Origin of the sequence: Synechococcus sp. WH 8016 (assembly GCF_000230675.1) — a bacterium.
Classification (GTDB): domain Bacteria; phylum Cyanobacteriota; class Cyanobacteriia; order PCC-6307; family Cyanobiaceae; genus Synechococcus_C.
Map to the genome: position 1 here is coordinate 462,406 of NZ_AGIK01000001.1, position 23,079 is coordinate 485,484.

General features: G+C 46.1%; 24 protein-coding genes. 14 read left to right on the forward strand and 10 right to left on the reverse strand.

Annotated elements, in window-relative coordinates:
• The first annotated feature begins 33 nt into the window (after window positions 1-33).
• Window positions 34-1,167, forward strand: coding sequence for a 3-dehydroquinate synthase (aroB, locus tag SYN8016DRAFT_RS02425; RefSeq protein ID WP_006852644.1), 1,134 nt, complete (start codon window positions 34-36; stop codon window positions 1,165-1,167).
• Here the strand turns inward: aroB and SYN8016DRAFT_RS02430 are convergent.
• On the reverse strand, window positions 1,139-2,401 hold the full coding sequence (locus SYN8016DRAFT_RS02430; RefSeq protein WP_006852645.1) for a class I SAM-dependent methyltransferase: 1,263 nt from the start codon (window positions 2,399-2,401) through the stop codon (window positions 1,139-1,141). The genes aroB and SYN8016DRAFT_RS02430 overlap by 29 nt on opposite strands.
• Window positions 2,402-2,431: 30 nt before the next feature.
• On the opposite strand from SYN8016DRAFT_RS02430, the gene SYN8016DRAFT_RS02435 reads away from it, so the two are divergent.
• Window positions 2,432-3,241 carry a TPM domain-containing protein gene (locus SYN8016DRAFT_RS02435; RefSeq protein WP_038013171.1) on the forward strand — a complete coding sequence of 270 codons (810 nt, stop codon included), beginning with the start codon at window positions 2,432-2,434 and terminating at the stop codon, window positions 3,239-3,241.
• Window positions 3,242-3,267: 26 nt separating this feature from the next.
• Here SYN8016DRAFT_RS02435 and SYN8016DRAFT_RS02440 read toward each other — a convergent pair whose 3' ends face one another.
• The 3 genes from SYN8016DRAFT_RS02440 to SYN8016DRAFT_RS02450 form a co-directional block, all read right to left on the reverse strand.
• Entirely contained in the window at window positions 3,268-4,011 is a 744-nt protein-coding gene (locus SYN8016DRAFT_RS02440; protein WP_006852647.1) for a glycoside hydrolase family 104 protein, read from the reverse strand.
• Window positions 4,012-4,283: 272 nt separating this feature from the next.
• Window positions 4,284-5,369, reverse strand: a complete 1,086-nt coding sequence (locus tag SYN8016DRAFT_RS02445) for a hypothetical protein (RefSeq protein ID WP_006852648.1) — start codon at window positions 5,367-5,369, stop codon at window positions 4,284-4,286.
• Window positions 5,363-6,220, reverse strand: a complete 858-nt coding sequence (locus tag SYN8016DRAFT_RS02450) for a TIGR04168 family protein (RefSeq protein WP_006852649.1) — start codon at window positions 6,218-6,220, stop codon at window positions 5,363-5,365. The genes SYN8016DRAFT_RS02445 and SYN8016DRAFT_RS02450 overlap by 7 nt, the downstream gene beginning before the upstream one ends.
• Window positions 6,221-6,314: 94 nt before the next feature.
• Between SYN8016DRAFT_RS02450 and nadA the strand changes: the two genes are divergently transcribed.
• The 8 genes from nadA to SYN8016DRAFT_RS02485 all read left to right on the forward strand — a co-directional run bounded on the left by nadA (window position 6,315) and on the right by SYN8016DRAFT_RS02485 (window position 15,288).
• On the forward strand, window positions 6,315-7,250 hold the full coding sequence (gene nadA, locus SYN8016DRAFT_RS02455; protein WP_141561321.1) for a quinolinate synthase NadA: 936 nt from the start codon (window positions 6,315-6,317) through the stop codon (window positions 7,248-7,250).
• 251 nt (window positions 7,251-7,501) lie between these two features.
• Window positions 7,502-8,449, forward strand: a complete 948-nt coding sequence (locus tag SYN8016DRAFT_RS02460) for a ligase-associated DNA damage response exonuclease (RefSeq protein ID WP_253909808.1) — start codon at window positions 7,502-7,504, stop codon at window positions 8,447-8,449.
• A gap of 10 nt (window positions 8,450-8,459) precedes the next feature.
• On the forward strand, window positions 8,460-10,160 hold the full coding sequence (locus SYN8016DRAFT_RS02465; RefSeq protein ID WP_006852652.1) for an ATP-dependent DNA ligase: 1,701 nt from the start codon (window positions 8,460-8,462) through the stop codon (window positions 10,158-10,160).
• Window positions 10,161-10,329: 169 nt separating this feature from the next.
• Window positions 10,330-12,774 carry a ligase-associated DNA damage response DEXH box helicase gene (locus SYN8016DRAFT_RS02470; protein ID WP_006852653.1) on the forward strand — a complete coding sequence of 815 codons (2,445 nt, stop codon included), beginning with the start codon at window positions 10,330-10,332 and terminating at the stop codon, window positions 12,772-12,774.
• A 237-nt stretch (window positions 12,775-13,011) separates the two neighbouring features.
• The gene (locus tag SYN8016DRAFT_RS14350) at window positions 13,012-13,443 is read left to right on the forward strand and encodes a DUF427 domain-containing protein (protein WP_371212435.1); all 432 of its coding nucleotides are present in this window, start codon (window positions 13,012-13,014) and stop codon (window positions 13,441-13,443) included.
• Complete coding sequence (locus SYN8016DRAFT_RS02475; RefSeq protein ID WP_006852655.1) at window positions 13,443-13,973, forward strand: PAP/fibrillin family protein; 531 nt, start codon at window positions 13,443-13,445, stop codon at window positions 13,971-13,973. Before SYN8016DRAFT_RS14350 ends, SYN8016DRAFT_RS02475 begins: the two co-directional genes overlap by 1 nt.
• A gap of 150 nt (window positions 13,974-14,123) precedes the next feature.
• Window positions 14,124-14,639, forward strand: a complete 516-nt coding sequence (locus SYN8016DRAFT_RS02480; protein WP_006852656.1) for a tetratricopeptide repeat protein — start codon at window positions 14,124-14,126, stop codon at window positions 14,637-14,639.
• 442 nt (window positions 14,640-15,081) lie between these two features.
• A complete protein-coding gene (locus SYN8016DRAFT_RS02485) occupies window positions 15,082-15,288 on the forward strand; it encodes a hypothetical protein (RefSeq protein WP_006852657.1) in 207 nt (68 codons plus the stop codon).
• A 106-nt stretch (window positions 15,289-15,394) separates the two neighbouring features.
• On the opposite strand, the gene SYN8016DRAFT_RS02490 is transcribed toward SYN8016DRAFT_RS02485, so the two are convergent.
• Window positions 15,395-15,652, reverse strand: a complete 258-nt coding sequence (locus SYN8016DRAFT_RS02490; RefSeq protein WP_006852658.1) for a SemiSWEET family sugar transporter — start codon at window positions 15,650-15,652, stop codon at window positions 15,395-15,397.
• A 121-nt stretch (window positions 15,653-15,773) separates the two neighbouring features.
• Window positions 15,774-16,235, reverse strand: coding sequence for a hypothetical protein (locus SYN8016DRAFT_RS02495; RefSeq protein WP_006852659.1), 462 nt, complete (start codon window positions 16,233-16,235; stop codon window positions 15,774-15,776).
• 294 nt (window positions 16,236-16,529) lie between these two features.
• On the opposite strand from SYN8016DRAFT_RS02495, the gene SYN8016DRAFT_RS14830 reads away from it, so the two are divergent.
• Window positions 16,530-16,862, forward strand: a complete 333-nt coding sequence (locus tag SYN8016DRAFT_RS14830) for a hypothetical protein (protein WP_006852660.1) — start codon at window positions 16,530-16,532, stop codon at window positions 16,860-16,862.
• Between the two features lie 19 nt (window positions 16,863-16,881).
• Here SYN8016DRAFT_RS14830 and SYN8016DRAFT_RS02500 read toward each other — a convergent pair whose 3' ends face one another.
• The 3 genes from SYN8016DRAFT_RS02500 to SYN8016DRAFT_RS02510 all read right to left on the reverse strand — a co-directional run bounded on the left by SYN8016DRAFT_RS02500 (window position 16,882) and on the right by SYN8016DRAFT_RS02510 (window position 19,996).
• Entirely contained in the window at window positions 16,882-18,117 is a 1,236-nt protein-coding gene (locus tag SYN8016DRAFT_RS02500; RefSeq protein WP_006852661.1) for a flotillin family protein, read from the reverse strand.
• Window positions 18,117-19,274, reverse strand: coding sequence for a flotillin family protein (locus SYN8016DRAFT_RS02505; protein WP_253909809.1), 1,158 nt, complete (start codon window positions 19,272-19,274; stop codon window positions 18,117-18,119). The genes SYN8016DRAFT_RS02500 and SYN8016DRAFT_RS02505 overlap by 1 nt, the downstream gene beginning before the upstream one ends.
• Window positions 19,275-19,492: 218 nt before the next feature.
• A complete protein-coding gene (locus SYN8016DRAFT_RS02510; RefSeq protein WP_006852663.1) occupies window positions 19,493-19,996 on the reverse strand; it encodes an NfeD family protein in 504 nt (167 codons plus the stop codon).
• Window positions 19,997-20,160: 164 nt separating this feature from the next.
• On the opposite strand from SYN8016DRAFT_RS02510, the gene SYN8016DRAFT_RS02515 reads away from it, so the two are divergent.
• The gene (locus tag SYN8016DRAFT_RS02515) at window positions 20,161-20,955 is read left to right on the forward strand and encodes a DUF3598 family protein (RefSeq protein ID WP_006852664.1); all 795 of its coding nucleotides are present in this window, start codon (window positions 20,161-20,163) and stop codon (window positions 20,953-20,955) included.
• A 22-nt stretch (window positions 20,956-20,977) separates the two neighbouring features.
• Here the strand turns inward: SYN8016DRAFT_RS02515 and SYN8016DRAFT_RS02520 are convergent, their stop codons facing one another.
• Window positions 20,978-21,805 (reverse strand): J domain-containing protein, encoded by an 828-nt coding sequence (locus tag SYN8016DRAFT_RS02520; protein ID WP_006852665.1) that lies wholly within the window; start codon window positions 21,803-21,805, stop codon window positions 20,978-20,980.
• A 211-nt stretch (window positions 21,806-22,016) separates the two neighbouring features.
• On the opposite strand from SYN8016DRAFT_RS02520, the gene SYN8016DRAFT_RS14355 reads away from it, so the two are divergent.
• Window positions 22,017-22,751 carry a 16S rRNA (uracil(1498)-N(3))-methyltransferase gene (locus SYN8016DRAFT_RS14355; protein WP_006852666.1) on the forward strand — a complete coding sequence of 245 codons (735 nt, stop codon included), beginning with the start codon at window positions 22,017-22,019 and terminating at the stop codon, window positions 22,749-22,751.
• Window positions 22,752-22,845: 94 nt separating this feature from the next.
• On the forward strand, window positions 22,846-23,073 hold the full coding sequence (locus SYN8016DRAFT_RS02525; RefSeq protein WP_006852667.1) for a hypothetical protein: 228 nt from the start codon (window positions 22,846-22,848) through the stop codon (window positions 23,071-23,073).
• The last annotated feature ends 6 nt before the right edge of the window (window positions 23,074-23,079 follow it).

Consider the following 23,079-nt stretch of genomic DNA (forward strand, 5'->3'; position numbering starts at 1 on the left):
TTGAAGGAGAATAGGGCCGTCACAGCGGGCGGCATGACCCAATCCCAACCGACCAGTACCTCAGCGGCAGGTGTGAGACGTCTCAGCGTTGCGCTCGAACAGAATCCTTACGACGTCGTGATTCGCTCCGGCGGTGTGGATCAGCTCGGCGCTGAATTGCTTCGAATCGGGATTCGGCCCAACACCAAAATTCTGGTGGTTAGCAATCCAGATGTTGCTACGCCCTATGGAGCTCGTTGTCTTTCCAGTCTTGAACAGGCGGGATTTCAAGCCAGCTTGCTAACGATTCCCGCGGGTGAAGAGCAAAAAACATTGGACACCTTCAGCACGATTCTTGATGCTGCCAAAGAGAAAGGATTAGAGCGTCAGTCGCTGATGCTCGCTTTGGGTGGTGGGGTTGTTGGTGACATGACAGGGTTTGCGGCCGCTTGCTGGCTGCGTGGAATCGGTGTGGTGCAAGTTCCTACAACGCTTTTGGCGATGGTGGATGCCGCCATTGGCGGAAAAACCGGTGTGAATCATCCAGGCGGAAAGAACCTGATTGGCGCCTTTCATCAGCCCCGACTGGTGATGATTGATCCAGACACGCTTCAAACGCTTCCCGTGCGGGAATTTAGGGCCGGTCTCGCGGAGGTGATCAAATACGGCGTGATCGGAGATTCAGACCTTTTTGCCTTGCTCGAGCGCTCCTCCGGCTTTGACAATCCTCAGTCGATTAAGACCGAGCTGCTGGAAACGCTTCTCGAACGTTCTGCGCAAGCCAAAGCGCTCGTTGTTGCTGCCGATGAAAAAGAGGGTGGTCAGAGAGCCATCCTTAATTATGGCCACACGTTTGGACATGTGGTTGAAACACTCACTGGGTATGGCACCTGGCTCCATGGGGAAGCTGTGGCGATTGGCATGGTGGCAGTGGCGTCCCTCGCCCTGCAGCGTGGGTTTTTCCCCCAATCCGATGCTGACCGGCAGAAGCGTTTAATTGAACGTGCTGGATTGCCCATTGACTGGCCTGACCTTGATCCAGATTCGGTTTTAAATACGTTGCAGGGCGATAAGAAGGTCCGCAACGGTCGTCTTCGCTTTGTGTTGCCCTCCCGCATTGGCGCTGTGTCGATCGTGGATGACGTCAGCAGTGATGAAATCAGAGCTTGCCTGGCTTCGATGCGTTGAGGCCTAAGGGCTCTTGAAGGAATTGGCTCCGCTCACCCATTCTTTTGTTGGGAAGCGATGGGTTGATACGCAGGAATGACAGCCAGCGAAATTCTCCAAGGCAAGCAGGATCAACAAGACGCAGCAGCGCTTCTCGACGTTGCAGACCCTCAGCGAGTTGATGTCCAGGAAGCTGTTGAAGACTGCTGAAGCGCTCAGCCAGACCTAAGGCGAGCAAGGCCTCACCCTGTCGGCATTGACCCTCCAGGGACCAACCATTGCTGGTGGCTTGATGGACGAGGGTCTCAAGACAGAGATGGGCCGTGATGTCGTTCTTTCCTGCATCCGCCAAGACGTTTTCACTGGCTCTTTGGTTTCGATAGGCGATGAGGGTCCCCTGGCTGCGCTGAGAGGAGTAGTAGCGATGCGCTTCTAAGGCGTAGTCGACGACGAGGAGATGGCCAGCGATCAACGCCTCAGACGCCTCAGCAAACCAACGGGCGCATTGGTCATGCCATTCCGTTGTCCACCCGTCCTCAGCATTGTCTGGAGGCAAAGCAATCTGCGCTGCTGCCAACGTTGCATTCAAGCGTTCTTGAAGAGGTTGAGGAATGGGCTCGTGGCCCCAGAGCAAACCGAGATCACCATCGTCGTCTTGTTGCAGTTGAACGGTTTGCCGACGAAGCTGACCGTCAATTAGTTCCAGGCGCTCCACTGGAAGGGCATCGAGCAGCTCGTGAGCAATCAAGACCCCTATCACCGGCTTGGTCTTGAGATCGGACAAGGACGCCCAGCGTTGTGAAAGCCGTTGCTGGGGTTCGCAAGAACGCTGGTGCTGCTCCAGGCGGTTGCGTTGACGCTGTTCCATTCCTGGATTGGCTTCCACCAAAACCAGCTCCAGTCGATGCCTCAGCTCTGGAAGCTGTTCGGCTAGATGGGTGATCAGTTCACAGCTCATCTCCGCCTCGCCAGGGCCAACTTCAACGATCGAGAGAGTTTCTGTTGGGTGGTCTTGAGCGAGCGTCCGAATCCACTGGACCAGTTGGCCACCCATCAAGGCTGCAAAATCAGGGCCCAGAGTGGCTGAAGTAACAAAATCCCCTGCTTTTCCAATCTTCAGTTGGCCACTGCCATAGGCGCCATGCTCAGGGTCATGCAAGGCCCAATCCATGAATTGGGAGAAGGGAACGGAACCTCCTACCTGTTCAAAACGCTGTTGAAGCCATAAAGGGCAGGGCGCAGCAGGGCCTGTCATTGAGGAGAATGCCTGTAATGCGACAGAGCTATGGGAACACATCCGCGCTTCAAACGATTTCTGTTCCCTTTGTTCAGCCTATGTCTGATGCTCCTGGTCGCAAGCCCGGCCCAGGCGATCGATAACCCAGAGCTATTACCCGACCATCCAACACCGGTGATTGATCTGGCTCGGGCCTTTAGTGACAACCAACTCAAAGAACTGGAAACATCGCTGGATGCTTTTGAAGAACGAAGTGGTTGGAAGCTGCGTGTTCTCACCCAATATGAAAAAACCCCTGGACTCGCTGTTAAAGAATTTTGGGGGCTTGATGAACGCAGTTTGTTGATTGTCGGAGATCCCCGTGGTGGAAATCTGCTCAATTTCAACGTGGGCGATGCGTTTTTTGCCTTGATGCCCCGCACCTGGTGGGTGGAACTCCAAACGCGCTACGGAAATCAGTATTACGTCCGAGATAATGGTGAGGACGGTTCGCTCTTGGCGACGATCGGAGCGGTAGAACTTTGCCTAGATCGAGGTGGTTGTCAGTTTGTTCCAGGCTTGCCCCAGGAACAATGGCTCCTAACCCTGGCTACATCCGTTCTCGGTGGATTAATCGCCGGTTTTGCTGCCTATCCAAGGAAGGAAGGTGAACGGATCGCCTGGGCTTGGGTGCTTCTGTTATCTCCTCTTTGGGTGATGTTATTTGGTGTGTTTGGAATAGCACCGGTGGTCACACGCACCAGCGATCTTCTGCCGCTTGTGCGAAACGGCATGGGATTCGTTGGTGGCATGGTGGGCGCTTATCTGATCGCCCAAGCAACGGTTGGTCGGAAATTAGCCGAAGAATCTGAGGATTAATTCAGACCGATCAATCAAGACCCGGTTCAGGGCATGCCACAAAGAATCTTTGGACCGGTGCAAACGGGGGCTTGGACTCCCTTGCTACCCGACTTTCCGCTAAGAGCTTGCTGACGCTGATCCCTGATCTGACGAAGCTGACTCAGATTGACCTTGTAAAACGATTGAAGATTGGCGAAACGCTTCACAGGCTGACCGTAGTAGCTGCTGCCACGAAGGGTTGGGAACGAAGCCCACTCAGGGGCCAACTTGGCCGCCAGCAAGGGAGTCATCACACCAACATCAGTAAGGCGTAAGGCTTTACGTCTTTGGACAAGAAATAGGGCGCCCTGGTCTTGAACTTCAGGTCCAAACCCTCTAACCCCCAAACTGCGCTTGACCAAGTCCCAGGTGAAGGGCATGAACTGATAGGCACCGGCCGCAGCACTCGCGTAGCGAGAGGAATAAATGACGCGATCGGGATGGCGATCCATCGAGCCCATCAAACTGCCGCCAAACATGACGCGATAGCCCACGTCGTGTCCGTTTTTCCAAGTTCCTTCAGCGAACCTGATCGTATTAAGAAGAGCGCGACGCTCTGGAGTAATGATGTAGGGCAGAGCACTCGTTTGAGACTCTTCAGTGGAAGTAATCAGTCCCGAACGTGAGCTTTGGAGCGTGGGCAGTGCAGCAACAGCAGCTTGAGCTGACTGAGACGACACCAACAATGGGACCACACTTGCGAGAGCCGCTGGAAGGAGACGACAGACGTTTTTCGCAAGGAAAGTCATACGTGGCAAAAAAAGATTGACCGGAGGAGGAGATCAACAAACCGCAGAGGAGGCGGCGCTCGAGATATCAGACAGAAACGAGATTGAACACATCTGGTTCAATCGATGGAACTTTGACGAACGGTTCCAGGCGACCCAAGAGCAGGTGTGCCAGATGGGTAAATGTCCTCAGACCATGGCAAGACTCAGATGGGACCCAAATTGCGCCAAAGCCAGAAGGGGTGGAGCGTCTCGGTTGAGATAACAAAAAGTAATTGCAGTGATCAGCCGTCCTAAACAGTGCTCATTGCCACCATCGCCAAAGCGTTGGCCGCCTCTTCAGCACCTTGTTTGGAAGCGACCGGACGGACTGCATCGACAAGTTTTTGATCAAGCTCCCATTCACCTTTGTTCAAGGCATCACGACTGAGCACTCTGTGGTGTCCGTACAGGCGAAGGCCATCCATGAGAACGGAAGCTTCGGCGAAGCCATCGCGCTCCACAACGTGCATTCCTAAGTTTTGGCTGAGGGCCTCACAAAACGTGCTGTAACCAGGCTTGCCTAAAAGCCGATCACAAAAAGGCATCACATCAAAAGGACGCACGTTCTCAGGCAAAAGAGTGACATTGGCCAACGCCTCAAAATCAGCAAAAAGGTGAGGAGCCACAGGGGCTGACATCAGAAAATGATGATTGGGCCAGAGACGAAACAAGGCAGGGTCGATGGCAACACCTAAGCCCCCAAAGCCCACAAGGATCAGAGGCTCTTGAATCTGTTCCAAATGAAGACGCCATGGCTCAGGAAGATCACGCAGGGGTGACACGGTGACCCCTAGCTGCTGCTCGCTTAAACCCCACTCCATTGGGAGTGAAAAAGGACATCGCAAAAGCAGATCACCCTGCTGATAGTTCGCTTTTGCAGCAGCTGCATACTCGCTAAACAGCCCACCGAGGGGTTCATAAATGTCATCCCAACCGAAATTACCCATCCAAACCAACGGCGCGTTGAGTCGCTTAGCGAGAACGGCTGCCGCCGGTGGGATGTCAGCAACAACCAGGACTGGAGTGTTCTGCTCGGCAAGCCAGGCCATCTCCTGATCAAGATGCTGAGGGAGCTGCGTCTCCAGAGCCTTGAGAGCCTCCAGGGTTCTCTCCTCATCAACTCCGAGTGCATCGGCTTGGATCATTCCCACATCCCAGCCGACAAAACGGTGCTCAATGGGGATTGACCCGCAGACAAGCTTGAGAAACTCTGCTGAGACCCGAGAGCTGACGACGAGCCTCCAGGACGGCTGAAGCCGGTGTAAGGCACTTAAGACAGTTGCCTGTCGCGCAGCATGACCAAACCCATGGCTACTTAGGCACAAATAAATCAGCATGACGATGCGCTTTCACTGGGTTGCCGCAACAACGTTTGCTCGTAAGCAAGCGTTCCATTGGGATGGAACCAGCGATGACTCACAAGGCTGAGATGGCGCCCCTCAAATTCAACCCAGGTGAAATGAATCAAGGTCTGTCCTGCTTCGTCTGACCCAGAACGTGGAACGCAAGCGGCATTGACATAGGCGGTGCCATAGCGATCGCGATGGAACGTCAAACGTTCTCCCTTCCCACCACGAAGGCTGTGGTGCATGTGCCCGAACACCACAAGATCAGCACCACGGCGACGGCGCATGGTTTCAACAGCGATCGCAAGATCACGATCACCCCAATCAATGTGGGGATGCTTCCAATCCCGACCACAGATGCTGGACGCATCGGATCCAAGACCGGTTGGACCGCTATGGGCTAAGAGCACCAAGGGCCAAGTGTCGGGTGCGTCAGTCGCCGCTTGGACGATGCGATCGACCGACTCTTGCTCCGAAACAGGTCCGAAAACGCTCTGAACAGCTTCCGAAAGGTGAAACCCACCTCCTGAACTACATGGACGGGCGCCGACAATGGCGACGGCTGGAGACGACCAATTGCGCATCTTCCAGGAGCAATCGAGATCTCCCAACATGGAAATCTGCTGACGCAGCCGTTCACCACTGCGGTCTCTGCCGCGATCGTGATTGCCAAGTATCACGGCGCAGGGGAGCTTCAAGCGGGTAATCGCTTTCACTAAGCGCAAATCACCATCACTCAAATCGCCAACGAACAACAGGGCATCAGGACGCAGCTGATCGAGCAGCTGCTCGTCATGACAGGTCCAATCACCATGAAGGTCACCGGCTATGGCGAGGCGCAATCTGGTCAGGAGTGGTGCCTAGGCTTTGAACATCCTGCCCGATGTGGCCAGAATGTCCGAAATCAACACCGAGACAGGTCTAGGGGTCAGGATCATGAGCGACACACCCGATGACTTCGTCAGCGCGATCCACCAACTACGCAAGGATCGCAACGCCATCATTTTGGCGCACTATTACCAAGAGCCTGAAATACAAGATATTGCTGATTTCATTGGTGATTCATTAGAGCTTTCACGCAAAGCAGCAAGCACGGATGCAGATGTAATTGTTTTCTGCGGAGTGCATTTCATGGCAGAGACTGCAAAAATATTGAGTCCAGAAAAGATTGTGATATTGCCTGATATTGAAGCTGGATGCTCACTTGCTGATGATTGTCCTGCCGAGGAATTCAAAGCATTTAGAGCTGATCATCCTGAGCATTTTGTTGTCAGTTATATAAACTGTACGGCAGCTGTAAAAGCCCAAAGTGACTTAATTTGCACCAGCAGCAATGCTGTTGATCTTGTTAATCAACTTCCAACAGACATCCCAATTTTGTTTGCTCCTGATCAAAATCTTGGTCGATGGGTCCAGCGACAGAGTGGACGCGAACTCACTCTATGGCAGGGTCGCTGCATTGTTCATGAGACATTTAGCGAAGAGGCTTTATTGAAACTGAAGCTTAAATATCCAGATGGTGAGGTGATCGCACACCCAGAGTGCATGGAAAATCTCCTAGATCTTGCCGATTACATCGGTTCAACAAGCAAACTTCTGTCCCATGCACAGACCAGCAGTGCATCAACCTTCATTGTGTTAACAGAGCCCGGAATCATGCATCAAATGCAGAAAATGGTACCAAATAAACAATTCATTGATGTTCCTGGTCTTGATGGATGTAGCTGCAATACATGTCCCTACATGCGCATGAACACGCTCGAAAAACTATGGAAGTGCTTGGATACACTCGAACCAAAAATTGAGATGGATGAAGACATAAGAATCAAAGCCTTAGCTCCCATTCAGCGCATGCTTGAAATGAGCAAGTGAATCCTTCGGACAAACAGAAGTTTCTCGTAAATGGACAATTGAATGGCAATTGATTAGCGATGTGAACGTTGCCATGTAGTGCACAAATTTCAGACGAGCCATCAGCCGGGTGAGGTCAAAGTACGGATACCAAAGGGTTGTCTGGTCCTTTTCCAAAGACAGACGTTTTGCAAGGAAGTGCAAAGCTCACATCTTGAGCTCTGCTTCGACAAAATGTTTGGATGCCGGTGCTTCAACGACACAAACAGGGTTTGTATTGCCCAGCAGCTGATGCATGGATTGATCCAAGCTGGCCAGTTGAAAGAGCATTGATCACCCATGCTCATGCAGATCATGCCCGAGCAGGCAGTCGAGAATATTGGGCGATTGGTCAATCAGCAGGAGTGCTGCGACAACGTCTTGGACAAGACATCAAACTCCACTCAGTCACCTATGGAGAAGAATTCACACTTGGTCAAGCAACACTTTCGTTTCATAGTGCGGGTCATGTCCTAGGAAGTGCTCAGATTCGCATTGAGGTGGAGGGAGAGGTTTGGCTTGTAACGGGTGACTACAAACGTTGTCATGATCCAAGTTGCGAACCCTTTGAAAGCGTTAAATGCGACGTGATGATCACTGAATCCACGTTCGGATTGCCGATCTATCGGTGGGAGTCAGGTCAAGACGTCGCAAAAAACATCCATGCATGGTGGACTGCGTCTAACGAACGTCCATCGTTGTTGTTTTGCTATGCCTTTGGTAAGGCTCAGAGGGTGCTAGCAGAACTCAAAGGTATCGGTGTAGAGGATGAAGTGCTCCTGCATGGAGCCGTTCAAACAATTACGAAGCACTACCAAGAAGCGGGGGTCGACATGGTTCAAACGAGACCAGTGAGTGAACTTGACCGTAAAGATCCTCTGAAGGGAAGACTGATCATCGCTCCACCCTCGGCCTATCGCTCGGCATGGATGCGACGATTTAAGGAGCCGCAAACAGCATTCGCCTCCGGATGGATGACTGTGAGGGGAGCTCGCCGAAGAAAGGGATATGAACGGGGATTTGTTTTAAGTGATCATGCTGATTGGAACAGTTTATTGAAAACAATTAAAGAGAGTGAAGCCAAACAAGTGTATGTCACCCATGGACAAGATGATGTTGTCGCAAAATACTTGCGAGAAATAGAAGGAATCAAGGCCGATCCTCTTGAAAGCATGAGCTAAGAGATCTGTCGTGAAACCAACTAGCTTAAAACAATTTGGCGACCTTGTTGCACAATTAGATCAATGCAATGGAACCAATAAAAAAATTCATATTATTGCAGATTTCATTAAAGATATTGATCCAAGGGATGGCAGCTGGACGATTAGCTTATTAATCGGTAATCGGCAAAGAAGACTGATTACTGGCAGGAAACTCAGAGACATCCTCCAAACAAGAACAAAGATGCCATCATGGTTATTCGATGATTGCTTTGCACAAGTAGGCGATTCTGCAGAAACAATAAGCTTACTTTGGCCTCAAATAAGGGATGAAATTGCAAATACGACTGCAGAACCCTGTAACAATAGAGATTTTGCACAGCTACTACATGTAGACCATAACAAACCACTTCATTGGTGGATGGAAAAAGTTTTACCAGTAATAAAGGATTTACCTGATAGGCAGCAAAATGATGTGATGATTATGCTGTGGCAAAAAACCCCAGAGAAGGGTCATTATTTAATCAATAAACTAATTACAGGTGGATTTAGGATTGGAGTATCAAAGGGAATTGTCGTCAAAAGCATTGCACAAGCTTATGAACTAAATGAAAGCATTATTATTGAACGACTCATGCAAACAATTGAAGTTACAAAAGAATGGTTCGAGCAACTCACAAAACCACAGGAATTAAATCAAGGTGATCGTGGAGCCATTCCTTATCCATTTTACCTGGCAAGTCCAGTTCAACTCAATAAAATAAAGGAGACTGCGGTTGATGATTGGAGGTTGGAATGTAAATGGGATGGAATACGTGGTCAGTTGATCCGTAGAGAATCAGGATCATATCTCTGGAGTAGAGGTGAAGAATTAATCAACTCTGCATTTCCTGAAATAATCAAAATGGCTGACAAATTACCATTAGGCACGGTGTTGGATGGAGAAATCATTTGTTGGAGAGAGGGTGAAGGTAAACCAATGACTTTTGGCTCATTACAGAAACGTCTTGGCAGGAAGACGGTGAGCAAATCACTTCTTAGTGAATACCCCGCTAAATTTCTTGCTTATGATCTTCTAGAATTCAACAAGATTGATTTAAGAAGTAATGAACTAACCAACAGGGTAAGTATGCTAAATGTGTTAACCAAGCAACTCAACAATGATGCATTAATGATTAGCGAAAGCAAAGACATTCATAGCTGGAATCAATTGGATGAACTCAGACAGCAAACTGGACAGGAAGGGGCAGAGGGGCTAATGATTAAGAAACTTAATTCGCCCTATTTATCTGGCCGTAAGAAAGGAAGTTGGTGGAAGTATAAACATGAACCAATGACACTGGATGCTGTATTAATCTATGCCCAGGCTGGGACAGGAAAACGTGCTAATTTATTCACAGACTATACCTTTGCATTGTGGGATAAATCTGAAATGAGCGGAGAAGCGCGAAAATTAGTTACCTTCGCTAAGGCATATTCTGGTCTTGATAATAACGAAATATTGGCATTGGATCGATGGATTCGAACTCATACGAAAGACCGGTTTGGACCTACACGAGTAGTGGAAGAAAAACAAGTCTTTGAAATTGCATTTGAAGGGGTATTGGAATCGAAGCGACATAAATGTGGACTAGCTGTACGATTTCCTCGAATCCATCGATGGCGAACTGATAAATCAATTGACGATGCTGACTGCATTGAGAGAGCTCATGCTTTTTGTGGAAAAGATTAGTTAAGTTGAATAATTGTCACGCTTAAAGATTCATTCTTATGCATTCCTATTCATATTATCGTCTATTTTACACGTATTTGAATCGCAACCACACGTTATGCTTGATTGAAACTAGAATGAATGATAGATACTTCTATAGACAAGACTAATCGTCATAGCCATTAGACAGATGGAGTCCCTTAAACCAATCGAAGCTTGGTTTGCACAGCAAGGTTGGAAACCGGCCTTGTTTCAAAGACAAACATGGAAAGCATCTCTTGAGGGAGCCAGTGGCCTGATACAAGTCCCTACTGGATCAGGAAAAACCTACGCAGCAGTGCTCGGCCCCATAGCAAAGATGCTTGCAGAGAAAAGCTCTAAAAGGGGGGTTCGGCTGTTGTACATCACTCCATTAAGGGCTTTAAGTCGCGATTTGGCTGTGTCTATTCATTTGCCAATTTCAGAAATGAACTGGCCTATACGTGTAGGAACTAGAAATGGAGATACCACAAGCGCAGAAAGAACTAAGCAATTAAGAAATCCTCCCGAGATTCTGATAACAACCCCTGAATCACTAAGTGTATTGATCGGAAACCAAAAAGTTTTTGATCTATTCAAAAATCTGGAAACAGTGGTTCTGGACGAATGGCATGAGCTCATGGGTAGTAAACGAGGGAGTCAAACTGAGTTGTGCCTAAGTTGGCTAAGAACACTGAAACCGTCATTACAAACATGGGCTTTAAGCGCAACAGTTGGGAATCCTGATGAAGCAGCTAAGCATGCATTAGGTTTACATGAAAGATGCATTCATATCAATAGTGCCAACCCTCGTTCAACCACCATTCGAAGCATTATCCCGGACACAATTGATGGGTTTCCATGGGCAGGTCATCTTGGACTCCGTATGTATGAAGAATTAGTTGCCAAACTAGATCCAGGAAGAAGCACCCTATTATTTACCAATACACGCAATCAATCTGAACGCTGGCATCAATGCCTGCGCTTTGCTTGTCCTGAAATGGAGGGTTTATTGGCTCTTCATCACAGTGCAATCGATCGATCAGAGAGAGAAGCCATTGAAGAGAATATGAAAGATGGACGATTAAAATGGGTTGTTTGTACAAGTTCGCTAGATTTAGGTATTGATTTTCAACCAGTAGAGCAAGTTGTTCAAATTGGAAGTCCTAAAAATATTGCTCGTTTACTACAACGTGCTGGTCGTTCTGCTCATACTCCTGGTGGAACCTCAGACGTACTATTCATGCCTACAAATGCTCTAGAACTCCTTGAACTAAGTGCATTAAGACGTGGACTACAAAACAACATTATTGAACACAGAAAATCTCCAGAGAAACCACTCGATGTCTTACTTCAACACCTTACAACCTTGGCTTGTGGTCCAGGTTTAAAGTCCACAGAGACCTTAGAAGCTATTCGTAAGACAGCAACATTTGCAAGCCTTACCGATGATGAATGGAAATGGTGCCTATTATTCCTCGAAAAAGGAGGCGTCTGTTTAAATGCATATCCTCGCTATCGGAAAATCGAATGGGATGCTGAACATCATCATTATATTGTTAACAATCAATCCATTGCACGTCTACATAAACTAAATATCGGAACGATCACCTCTGCCCCATCAGTACGTGTCAAATTCAGTAGGGGTCCATATTTAGGACATGTTGAAGAATATTTCATCAGCCAATTAAAGCCCAAGGATGTGTTCTTTTTTGCAGGACGTCAATTAGAACTCATAAGGTTCAAAGATATGACAGCCTATGTAAAAGCTACTAAACGCAAGAGCAACACTGTGCCTGCTTGGGTGGGAGGACAAATGGCTTTATCAGATTTATTGACGACCCAACTGAGAGAGGAGCTAGGGCAAGCTTCTAAATTTATTTTAGATACACCAGAATTAGAAGCTCTAAAACCACTGATTGAACGGCAAATGGATTTATCAGTTGTTCCAAACAAAAATGAACTTTTAATAGAAACATGCCTTACGAGAGAGGGTCAACATTTATTTGTCTATCCATTTGAAGGACGCTTTGTGCATGAAGGTCTCGGATTTTTATGGGCATCAAGGCTCGCGACTAAACAGAGATCAACAATCACCGTGTCAATCAATGACTATGGATTTGAGCTGTTGGCACCACGTGATTATCCGTTGGAGTGTTTACTAGAGGAGAATCTTGAATATCTTCTTGAAGATAGTGACTTAGAAAAAGACTTAGAAAATGCGTTGAACTTATCAGAGTTATGTAAAAGGCGGTTTCGTAGCATTGCTCAAATTTCTGGACTAATGGTACAAGGGTATCCAGGAAAAAACAAAACGAGTGGTCAGTTACAAATTAGTAGTTCTCTTCTGTGGGATGTATTTAATAGGTATGAACCAGATAACTTGTTACTATTGCAAGCTAGACGTGAAGTTCTTCAAGATCAACTTGAAATGCCTAGGTTAGTAAAGGCGTTATCGCGAATGCGCACAGGGAATATCGTTCATAGCCGCATACCAAGACCGGGTCCATTAGCATTTCCACTCCTGGTTGAGCGCCTAAGATCTAGGTTAAGCAATGAAAGTATTGTCGATAGAGTTTCCAGGATGCAAAAAGATGCATTAAAGCATGAATACTGATCCCTAACTGGATATTTGTTCTTGTCGATTTTCATGCCATAAGCATTGATATAGTATACAATGTTGAGACAAATGGCAAGAAAGAATGTTTCCACAATCACTGCTTTTGGATTAATACCATTCGACTAGACTATCCAACCACTTACACCATTAGAATAACGTGAGCTTAAAGGCATTAGAGATTTTATGCATTCAATAGAAATAGTCTCAGACTATCCAAGGCCCCCTAAGATTGAAATGATCAATGGTGCCGTTTCAGTCATTGTTGGAAATGAAACGATAGCCGAGGACTCACGCTACATTCGAATCTGTGAAACGTTCCATCCACCTACCATTTATCTTCATCAGAGTGCATTTACAAGCGGCACTCTTCATCAGACCTCAGGACCAGCATCCTATTGTGAATGGAAAGGAGTAGCAAACTATTGGTCACTAAGCAAAACAGATGGGAGTGATCGAAGGGTGCGAGCTGCCTGGAGTTATCCAACCCCAACGGAACGTTATGCCATGCTGGCGGATTGGATTAGTCTTTACCCTCAAAGAGTTGATGCATGCTTTCTAGAAGGTGAGGCGGTAAAACCACAACCAGGGACCTTTTATGGTGGGTGGATTACGAGCTGGACCATTGGTCCATTTAAAGGGGACCCTAATCATCCAGAATTAATCTAATGAATTGCCAAGAAGAGCTCGTTGAACGCCTTGAATTAAATCCTAAGGATCCAACCATACCCTTATTGATTAAGGATATTGAGGCATTAGCGAAAGTTGATCTATCAACCGACGTAGCCTTATTGAGAGGTGTATGGGAATTGAGATGGAGTAGTTCAACGCAACCATGGCTTAAGCAAGCGCGGTGGCTAGAAAATCTACAGATCCTTGACCCAGTCCAACAGAAAGGTTTGAACGTGCTCCGTTTAACCGGCCCCCTTGGATTCCTGGCAGGTATTGCAGTGGAAGCCGAACTATCCGTCAATGGATTGAATCAGGTTGGTGTGAAATTCAAAAAAGGGGGATGGTTAGGCCCCACTTTTGGTAATGGTTGGAGACCAACATTACTAACCGCCATAAACCAAACATTTCCTGCTTGGCTTGACATTACGGCACTTAACGACTCAATGCGAATATGTCGCGGAAATGCTGGAACATGCTTTGTTTTACTGAAACGAAAAGACATGTCTGTTGAAGATTGGATTCGTTAGTTTAATAAATAGTAGAAATTAGCTTTTTGTAAATGATTGAGTGATATACTTTTTCTTAAGTAGAAAGATCTTCTCTAGGATTAACCCAAGGTACCAGCAGGGGTTTTCTGCTTAGTGTCAATGTAGAATGAGGAAATCTGATTAAAGCCAATGAAATTAAGTTCTGCCTTTCTAACAATTGTAATCACTTTAACTATTTTACTTACATCTCCTTTTGCTGCTAATGCTAATTCTAACTTGGACCTTGGCTTAGACAAACTTCGGACTGGAGATTACACAGGTGCGATCAATGCATTTACTGATGAAATAAAGTCTAACCCTTATGATGCCACTGCCTATGATTATCGTGGGGTTTCCAAAGCAAAAAGAGGAGATTTTAGTGGCTCCATCATTGACTACACAAGATCACTAGAACTGGATCCCCAAAACAACTCTACCCTTTCTAATCGAGGGATTGCCAAAGCAAGAGTTGGCGATCTTGAGGGAGCGATCAATGACTTAGAGATGGTCATTTCACTCGATCCAGAGAATGGCAATGCCTTTTTCAATCGTGGCGTTGCAATGGAAATGTCTGGTGATTTAAATACAGCATGCGCAGATTGGGACAAAGCAGGTAAGCTTGGTGATGAATCCGCAATAGTATTTGCAAGAAAAAACTGCAACTAATCTACAACAGTTTGTTCTTTGTTTAAACCCAAGAACAATAAAAGAGATGAATTAATAGAGCAGCGACGGCGATATGATATAAAGACAATTAATCATATCTTTAATTTTTTCTTCCAAGATCATCACATTAATATCGTTGAAATTCATCATTATGCTTGGATAGCCGGCTTTCGGAAGTATCTATTTGAGACAAAAGAAAAGTCATCAGTATCGATGAAAGCTTCAGTTGATGCCTGCAGAGACAGATTCATCCAAGAGTAACCAAGAGCAAACACCGTTATCGAGTCAAACAAAACCCTTGATCGCAGAGGCACCGCCCTGCCTGTAGAATCTTTACATTCCGTAATGTTCCTTGCGAGTTCTCTGATTCATACCCGATCGGCGTTGAACCGAGCTCCAATGATTTCATTTCCACCCTTCGCTTCTATTTGAGTCAGCAGCCATGACCATTGACAAACTCTGCAAAAAGCAGCAAGCGTTTGCTGACAAGCTTTTTATGGACTTTAAATACACCAAACCGGGATCTGATGAGCAGCATCGAGCTCTTGAGACATTTCATACCTTAATCAGTGCATGGTCCTTCTATTTCACTGCATACGAAACATCAGATATATCATCTGATCTAGTAGCTTCTCCTGTTTATAGTTAAGTTTTGCTATTATTATTTCAAGATTAATTTCGTAAGAATATTTATTTTTTGTATTTTTATATTCAATACTACCTTTTGACTATCATAGATTTTGGCTACTTGATGGTTATTTTCTAAAGCTTGACAGTTTAAGACCTAGAACAATGACTGCTGGTACTAACGTGATCAGGTTGGCAATGAGTACAGGTCCATCGTTCACCATCCAACCATAAAGTGACCAGAAAGCCACTCCTGCCGTAAACAGCAGGTACATGCGTAATGAAATGGCGCGAGTATCCCTACTTTTAAGGGTCTTGAGAGCTTGAGGGAAGAAGCTAACTGTTGTTAGTGTTGCCGCTATATATCCAAATACGTCAGGTTCCATTTAAGGCATGCATGGTTTGTTTCAATCTTTGCAGTATATTGTCCGAAATTATCTCCTTGAATTATATCTTATAATTGATAAAACTCAATAGCTGTATGATTAAAGTCTCTTTTTTAGTTTTTCAGTTTCTGCCATCATTGGAAGGAGGTGACGCCAGTAGCAAATCAGCTCTTAATTCACCTAATTGGACAATTAGCATCTTACGTGGATTTTGATTATAACCAGCCTGGGCGATGTCTATTGCCTTGATTACATCATTAACGGTACAAAATTTCTCAGAATGAGATTGATTATTAAACTTTTGAAGCTCCTCAAAAAAAGTAAGCAAGTCAATAGCGCTTAGCTGCTGCATTTCACTCCTTGCTGTTTCTTCTCCTCGCGTAATGACAAGTTCCATATAATTAAACAACAATTGTTTCGATAGCATTAAAGGAATATCTATATGATTGGTCAACCCCCAAAGTGTAGTTTCATGCAAATCACCATCTTTATTGATGGCGACACATGGAACATTCAAATCAAATGATGACTGATCACGAAGTTTGATCCAGTGCTGTTCAATATCTTTCCATGAACCTGACATGATAGTAGCTGCAAAAATGATTGAGAGAAAATGTCTGAAAATGGTTGGACTAAACTAAAGAGGTAAATCTTCTCGTAGACATGGATGCTGACTTAAAGTCTAAATCTACGACAGGGGGAGATTTGACTAATTCAGATACGTTCTCATATAAAGTATAAGACATATCATCTAATTGTGTTCAAATGTTAGGCAATTCACACATCAGGTTTGTATACTTGATGGCTTCTTGTTGTTTTTATTGTTTGTTCTAAGAGCTTTCTCGGGTTATTATGGCTGTAACGCTACATTCATCCTGTGATCTTTCCGTACTTAATTGTATTTGTCATTGCTTCATCATTCTTCAAGCCTTTTTTTAATTTCTACCGTTTAATACTTCATTGGACTTTTTTACTTGTATTGTCTCCTTGGATTGTTGGAAAAGCATTAAGTGCACGTTGGGCAGAGGATGATTATGGAAATGGTCCTAGACTCATTGCTCTTCCTATTGCCGTAGGTGGGTATTGGTTGCTATATGGTTCATACGTGCATCCTGAATATTCACTGTTTCCTCTATTTATCTATTACTTTGTAGCTTGGCCAGCTTTTCGGCATAGCGATGCATGGGAAAAATTAAATAGAAAATCATAATTTGTTGTTTTCAATTATTTTATTCAATTGTTTGATCAGTCTCCTGTTGAGTTAATGAATCTGGTAAGCGCAAACCTGTGCTCGCCTGGAGCTGTTTTAATAGAGTAGCAATAGAAAGATTCGTTTGCCCCTGACGTTCACCAATCAGATTCACCTCTTCTACTTCTATCGGTTGTACAGTATCACTCAACATTGTCAGAAGTGGTTCAAGCTTTTGGAGTAGAAATAACCTCTTGGCATCATCTCCAGAACGCTTGAGGGACTCAACAAGATCTCTTAATCCCTCTGCCTGTGAGCGCCCTTGCTCAATAATCGTTGCTGCTTCTCCCTTTGCTTCCGCCATCATTGTTTGACATTCTGACTCTGCAGGTGCAATCACATCTGCTTCAAGTTGTTGGATCACTTGTTTGATCCGTTGTTCTTGTACTGGGAGTTCTGCTTCCGCTCTAGCCAACTCTGCTCCAATCCTTGCTTCTTCCTCGGCAACCAATGCCTCTCGTCTTGTTAGGGCATCTTGTACCCTTTTATTGGCATTTGCCGTTGCAACAGCGAGGTCTTTATCGAGACGGCGTAAAGCCGTGATCCGTTCATTCTCGGCACGCTTGACTGCTGATTGTGATTTGGCCTCAGCTTCAGCAATTCGTGAGTCACGTTTTAATTCAACGAGCTGCTTTCTACCAATTGAATCTAAATATAAAACATCATCTGATATATTTTGTATCTGCAGTGTATCAAGGACTAAGCCCAATTTTTGAAGATCATCTTCAGCTTCTTCTAGAAGCGTTCGCGCGAACGTCACCTTATCTTCATTTAATTGTTCTGGTGTCAAACTAGCCATAACTCCCCTTAAATTACCTTCAAGTGTTTCTTTTGCTATGTGACGGATCTCTTCCTGAGATTTTCCAATTAAACGTTCAATAGCATTATGGATTCCAGGTTCATCCCCTGAGATCTTTATGTTTGCAACGCCAGAAACATTTAAAGGAATACCTCCACGTGAATATGCATTCTCAACTTGTAGGTCGATAATCATATTGCTCAAATCCAATCGCATGACTTCTTCAAGCAATGGAATTCGTAAGGCACTTCCACCACGAACCGTTCGGTAACCTACTGTTTGCCCTGCTCCAGTGGTCCGTTTAAGACCAGCAAAAATCAAAGCTTCACTCGGTTGACAGATGTAGTACAACTTTTTAAGGAGAAGAACGAAGGCCAATAAGCCCGCTCCTCCTGTTAGAAGAATAGAAACAAACATTACTGATTACCTCTGTTGGAAAGAGTGTCGATGAGATCAATGCCGAAGATTTCTTTGACTTGATCAAAGAACTGACGTACGACAACGTGATTAAGTGCTACAAGGCTTGCAAGACTGGATGCGTCATTTCCATCCAACGTTGTAATTCTCTTCAAATGAAGCCGTCCTGGTAGACGAGTGGCATGGTCCAGAACCATTTCAATTTGCTGGAGCAAAAAGACAAGTTCAGCAGTGCTGCCGGCTTCTTCCCATACCTCTGTCAGCAAGTCATTCACGAGGGCGCTTGCTTTCACATCTTCAGCTGTTGCGGCAGCCATTCCTCGAGCTCTCAGCTCCTTTGCTTTTTGGTTGGCTTGAGCTGGAAGTACTTTTTCAGCTTGTAACCGCAAGCGCTCAAGATCAGCTCGTACCTTTTGCAATTTCTGTTCGGCTATCGCTCTTGCCTCCAACTCTGCTGCTTCTGTACGTTGCTCCTCAGATCGGGCCTTCTTTTCCATAAGAGCCACTTTGGTCCGCACTCCATTATCTTTTTCAAGCACAACGGTTTGTGCGTCGGTACTCACCACCTCGGCTTTTTCCTCCATTTCCGCTTCGATGCGTTCGGCTTGCCCGATCGCCTCAGCTTCAGCAATTTCTGCGTCACGAACGATCTGAGCCACCCTTCGTCGACTGATTGAGTTGAGATAATCAACGTCATCAGAAACACTTTGAATCTTTAACGTATCTAGTTGAAGTCCCAGACGCCTTAAATCATCTCCCACATCCTTGGCGATTTGCTCAGCGAACCGAAGACGGTCTTCATTGACTTCCTCCGGAGTGAGCTGGGCAAGAACACTTCGCAGATTTCCTTCTAGATTTTCTTGTGCTACTTGAATGATTTCACGAGGATCACGACCTAAAAACCGTTCAATTGCATTATTTCGCACATCTGGATCGGTGCTCACCTTCACATTCGCAATCGCTTGAATATTGAGCGGTGTCCCTCCATTTGAATACGCATTTTTAACCTCTACTAAGACGGGTAGCAGCGTGACATCCATACGCCTTGCTGTCTCGAGAACCGGTTTCACAAATGTCCAGCCGCCATTGGCCACCACGCGGTATCCCTTTAAGCCCTGACTGCCCTGATTCGAGCGTGATCCTGTTACCACCAACATTTCATTCGGGCGACAGATCCGAATCATCCATCGGCTGAGCAGCGTTAGCCCCACAAGACTGACGACAACGACGCCCACCCCCCCTGCGATGGTGTTGTTTTGATCTCTGGAAAGAAAACCGACCGATGGAGCGGGCTGCTCGCTGAGCAGTCGTATAGACATGGGCCTTAGGTCACTGACCTTGGCTTAGCTCTGGATTTTGAAATTGCCCACAGCCATCACAGGCGATCGACGCGCACAGTGTGCTCGTCACTTGCGACGACCACAACGCAGGTGCCTTCTGCCAGCGTGCCTGCATTGCTAAGGGCAGGCCGACGAATCAAACTTCCGCGCACCCGCAATTCGACGAAGCCCCGTTCCTTGGTGTCAACAGTCAATGTCACCAGACCTTGTCGACCGATTAAGTCGTCATTGCGGATCAGGGTGTCAGCTTCTCGGCGGCTCATCAAGCGCAAAACATGGGATGCGCCCCATCCCATCCCAACGCCCATGGCCGTAGCCACCAGCAAAGACGCCAGCCCATTGTCGACTGGCCTGAGGATCGACATCAGCAATCCGCATAATCCAAAGCCGCAAAGACCAAATGACCAAAATGGAGTGCTGAACAACAGGCTTAGGTTTCCACCTAAACCGTCGCCATCGAACCCGTCACCATCGTTATCAAGAGACAGGGCAATCAAAACGCCACCGGCTACGAGACAAAAGGAATAGGTCCAAATCATCGATTTAAGGAAGCTGCTTGCTCATAATGGACATATTGGTCGATTTTGGTCTCTGTTCATGATTCCTGGCGCTGGATGGCCCAGCTTCACTCTAAAGATGGTCACTCGTATGGTTATCTTTTCATTTCTAGAATTATTGATTGGTTCTTCATTGATATCAACAAATGATTGATCGAGTACGAACAGCTGCTCATCAAAATTGGGATGCCTTTTGGAATTTTCACCTGGGATCTTGGGATGGGCAATGGGTTCGTTATAACCCGCTCGGTGAGGTATCGGAGAATTTTTTAAGCACGCGAAATTTTGTATCGAATACCGACAGAAGTATCATTCATCAACACAATCAATACTTTTATCATGACAAGCAAATTGTAGAGAAGAAATGGAATTATAATATTCAGGATCATTGCAGGGATGATGGCTTTATGCATCCTGCTAGTGACTACATGAGGGGTTTAGCCTTTGCAAATGGAAGTGCAGCGTGGCTCGTTCCTCGCTGTGAAGCAGAACAATATTTTCCCATTGAACTGTTTCTTGCAAGCAAGAATCTACGACTCAGTGTCGGTATGCTCTACGACACCAGTGGAGAACTGCAAAGGGTTGCTTGTATTCGCGAACATCGAAGCGATTTTGGTGCTTCTCCCTGGTGTGACTCTATTCAAGTGATCCCAAAATGGAATGTAGAAGCCAATTGGCAAGGAATCAGCCAAGTGGTCGATTTAGATTTGAGCCGATCTTTTTTCCATGATTCATTTTATCTAAACCATTCGGCCGAAGATAACGAATATTTTTTTCCAGATAATATTGTTTTACGTTGCCCAGGCAAAGTTCCTGCTCATCAAGCCTTCACGATCAGTGCATTGTGGCTTGAATCCGATTTTCAAATAAAAACAATCAGTGCATCCTATGGATCAAATTCCCAGTTGATCGATGTTCGCCACCAACAATTCACACACTAAAAGCTTGGGATCTTGGCTTCGCTTAAGTGTTTACTATAAGGAGCTGATAGGCTTCATTGACTCTACGAAATGCCTCAACGGATCCACCTAAATCTGGGTGATGTTGTTTAACTAATTTACGGTACGTTTGTTTTATCTGGTCCTGCGAGGCGCCCCGCTTAAGGCCTAATACTTCGAGTGCATCGCTGATAGAGCGACACGACGATGCCTCGTTTCTCCCGTTGGATTCAGCATGCCGATCAGAAGCCCTCTGATCTGTCCTTGTGCGTCGATTTTTGCGCGAGCTTGACTGTCTATTTTTTAATTCGAAGACCACCCTTTGTGGCTCTTCTTCCAGCCACTCACGGGCTCTGATGCCATACAGCGCAAACGTGGCAAGCACTGCACAGCGTTTTTTTGTAAGAGGCTTACGTATGGCAGCAAACAAATCTGTTCCCAGACCAGGCATCAACCGGTCCAATCGTTGATGCAGACTGAGCTGAGGGTGAAAACTTGAACGATTTAAAACATCGATCAGATTTTCAAGTTCACTCAGGCGAAGAGCACTCCATCCCTGTTGTTTAGAAAGCGATTCTCCCCAATGCTCAACTTGATCAGAGGTAACAGATGGAGGATTGCCTACCTGCTCATGCCTGCCCTCTTGCGTGCGCTGGTAGTGGTGTGACTGCTGTTGTCTGGATTGGGGTTGTCTCCACTGACGCTGACGCAACTGATCAAGCTGCCTTTTCAATTGCAGCACCTCCCTGCGCAGACTGTCATTTTCAGCCAAAAGTGCATCGACATTGCTGGTAACGGTCTGACGTCGATGCGGCTCAGCCGCTGATGACCATCGCCGTGGATCAAACCCCATTAGCTGTCACAACAACTCACGGCTGGCACTGCCATATCGCTTGGATCACCATAGGGTGATTTTGGAACGTCTCATTGTGGTCGTTGTCAATTTCCAAATTTCATTCTGAGCTTCCCTGCAGCGCACTTTTCTCTTGAGGCTGCTTCGGGCTTACGCGATTATGGTTAGCTAGTTCAGAGTTGCCAAGAATCCATTCAGCTCTTGACTCCTTATGAATATTATTCATCTCAATCATCAAGACTTTATTGGTGATTCAAATGAAGTTATCATTCGCGACTATCGCCTCACTCATATATTAAAGATCTTAAAACCAACGATTGGTCAATCATTACACGTTGGAATACTGGGGGGTCAATGCGGGAATGGAATTGTTGTCTCCATGCATCCAGAGGCAGTCGTTCTGCGCGTCAGTCTTACAGAGCCGTCACCTCCACGACACACATTTGATATTATTCTTGCCTTACCACGACCAAAGATGCTGCGCCGAATTTTTCGGACAGTTGCTGAATATGGTGTCAATAACCTTCATTTAATTAACAGCGCAAGAGTCGAAAAAAGTTATTGGCAAAGCCCTTTATTGAAACCAGATAAAATTCATGATGCGCTTCTTGCTGGAATGGAGCGATCGAAAGATACAATCATCACCAATGTGCACTTACATAAGCGTTTTCGTCCCTTTATAGAAGATCAATTGTTATCGGTTTGCGAATCACGAAACTGTTGGATTACAGACATCAACGCAAAGGAAGCAGCCTTTGCTCTCTCTTTAAAACCTGCTGTCGTCATGATCGGACCTGAAGGTGGTTTTGTACCATTTGAGATTGAATTAGCCGTTTCACAGGCTGCTCAACCTATCCATCTTGGGACGAGAACTCTCAGTGTGGATACAGCTCTTACCACTGTTTTAGCGCAATCATTACCCTGTACTACATCACCCAAAACCTGAAAAGCTGTATCGATCCAGACGCAGGCGATCACATGCCGCTACATTGCTTTTCGCAAGACTCCATTCCTTTTGTTCTTCATGATCAAAGACTCCCATGACTCTTGATGAGTTCCAGCAGGATCTTTCCAAGCGGATGGGAAAGCGAGTCACCGAGATCCTTACAAGAGATGGTGAGTCTGTTCAGGATTTAACCGATCTCTATCAACCTTCTCCAGCCGGTTTTGCTGGCCAAGTCGTTTTGGTGGGTGGCTCACGGCACTCTTGGGAGTTGTGGCAAGAGGCCGAGGCCATGTGGAACTTCCAATCAACACACATCACTTGAACCACG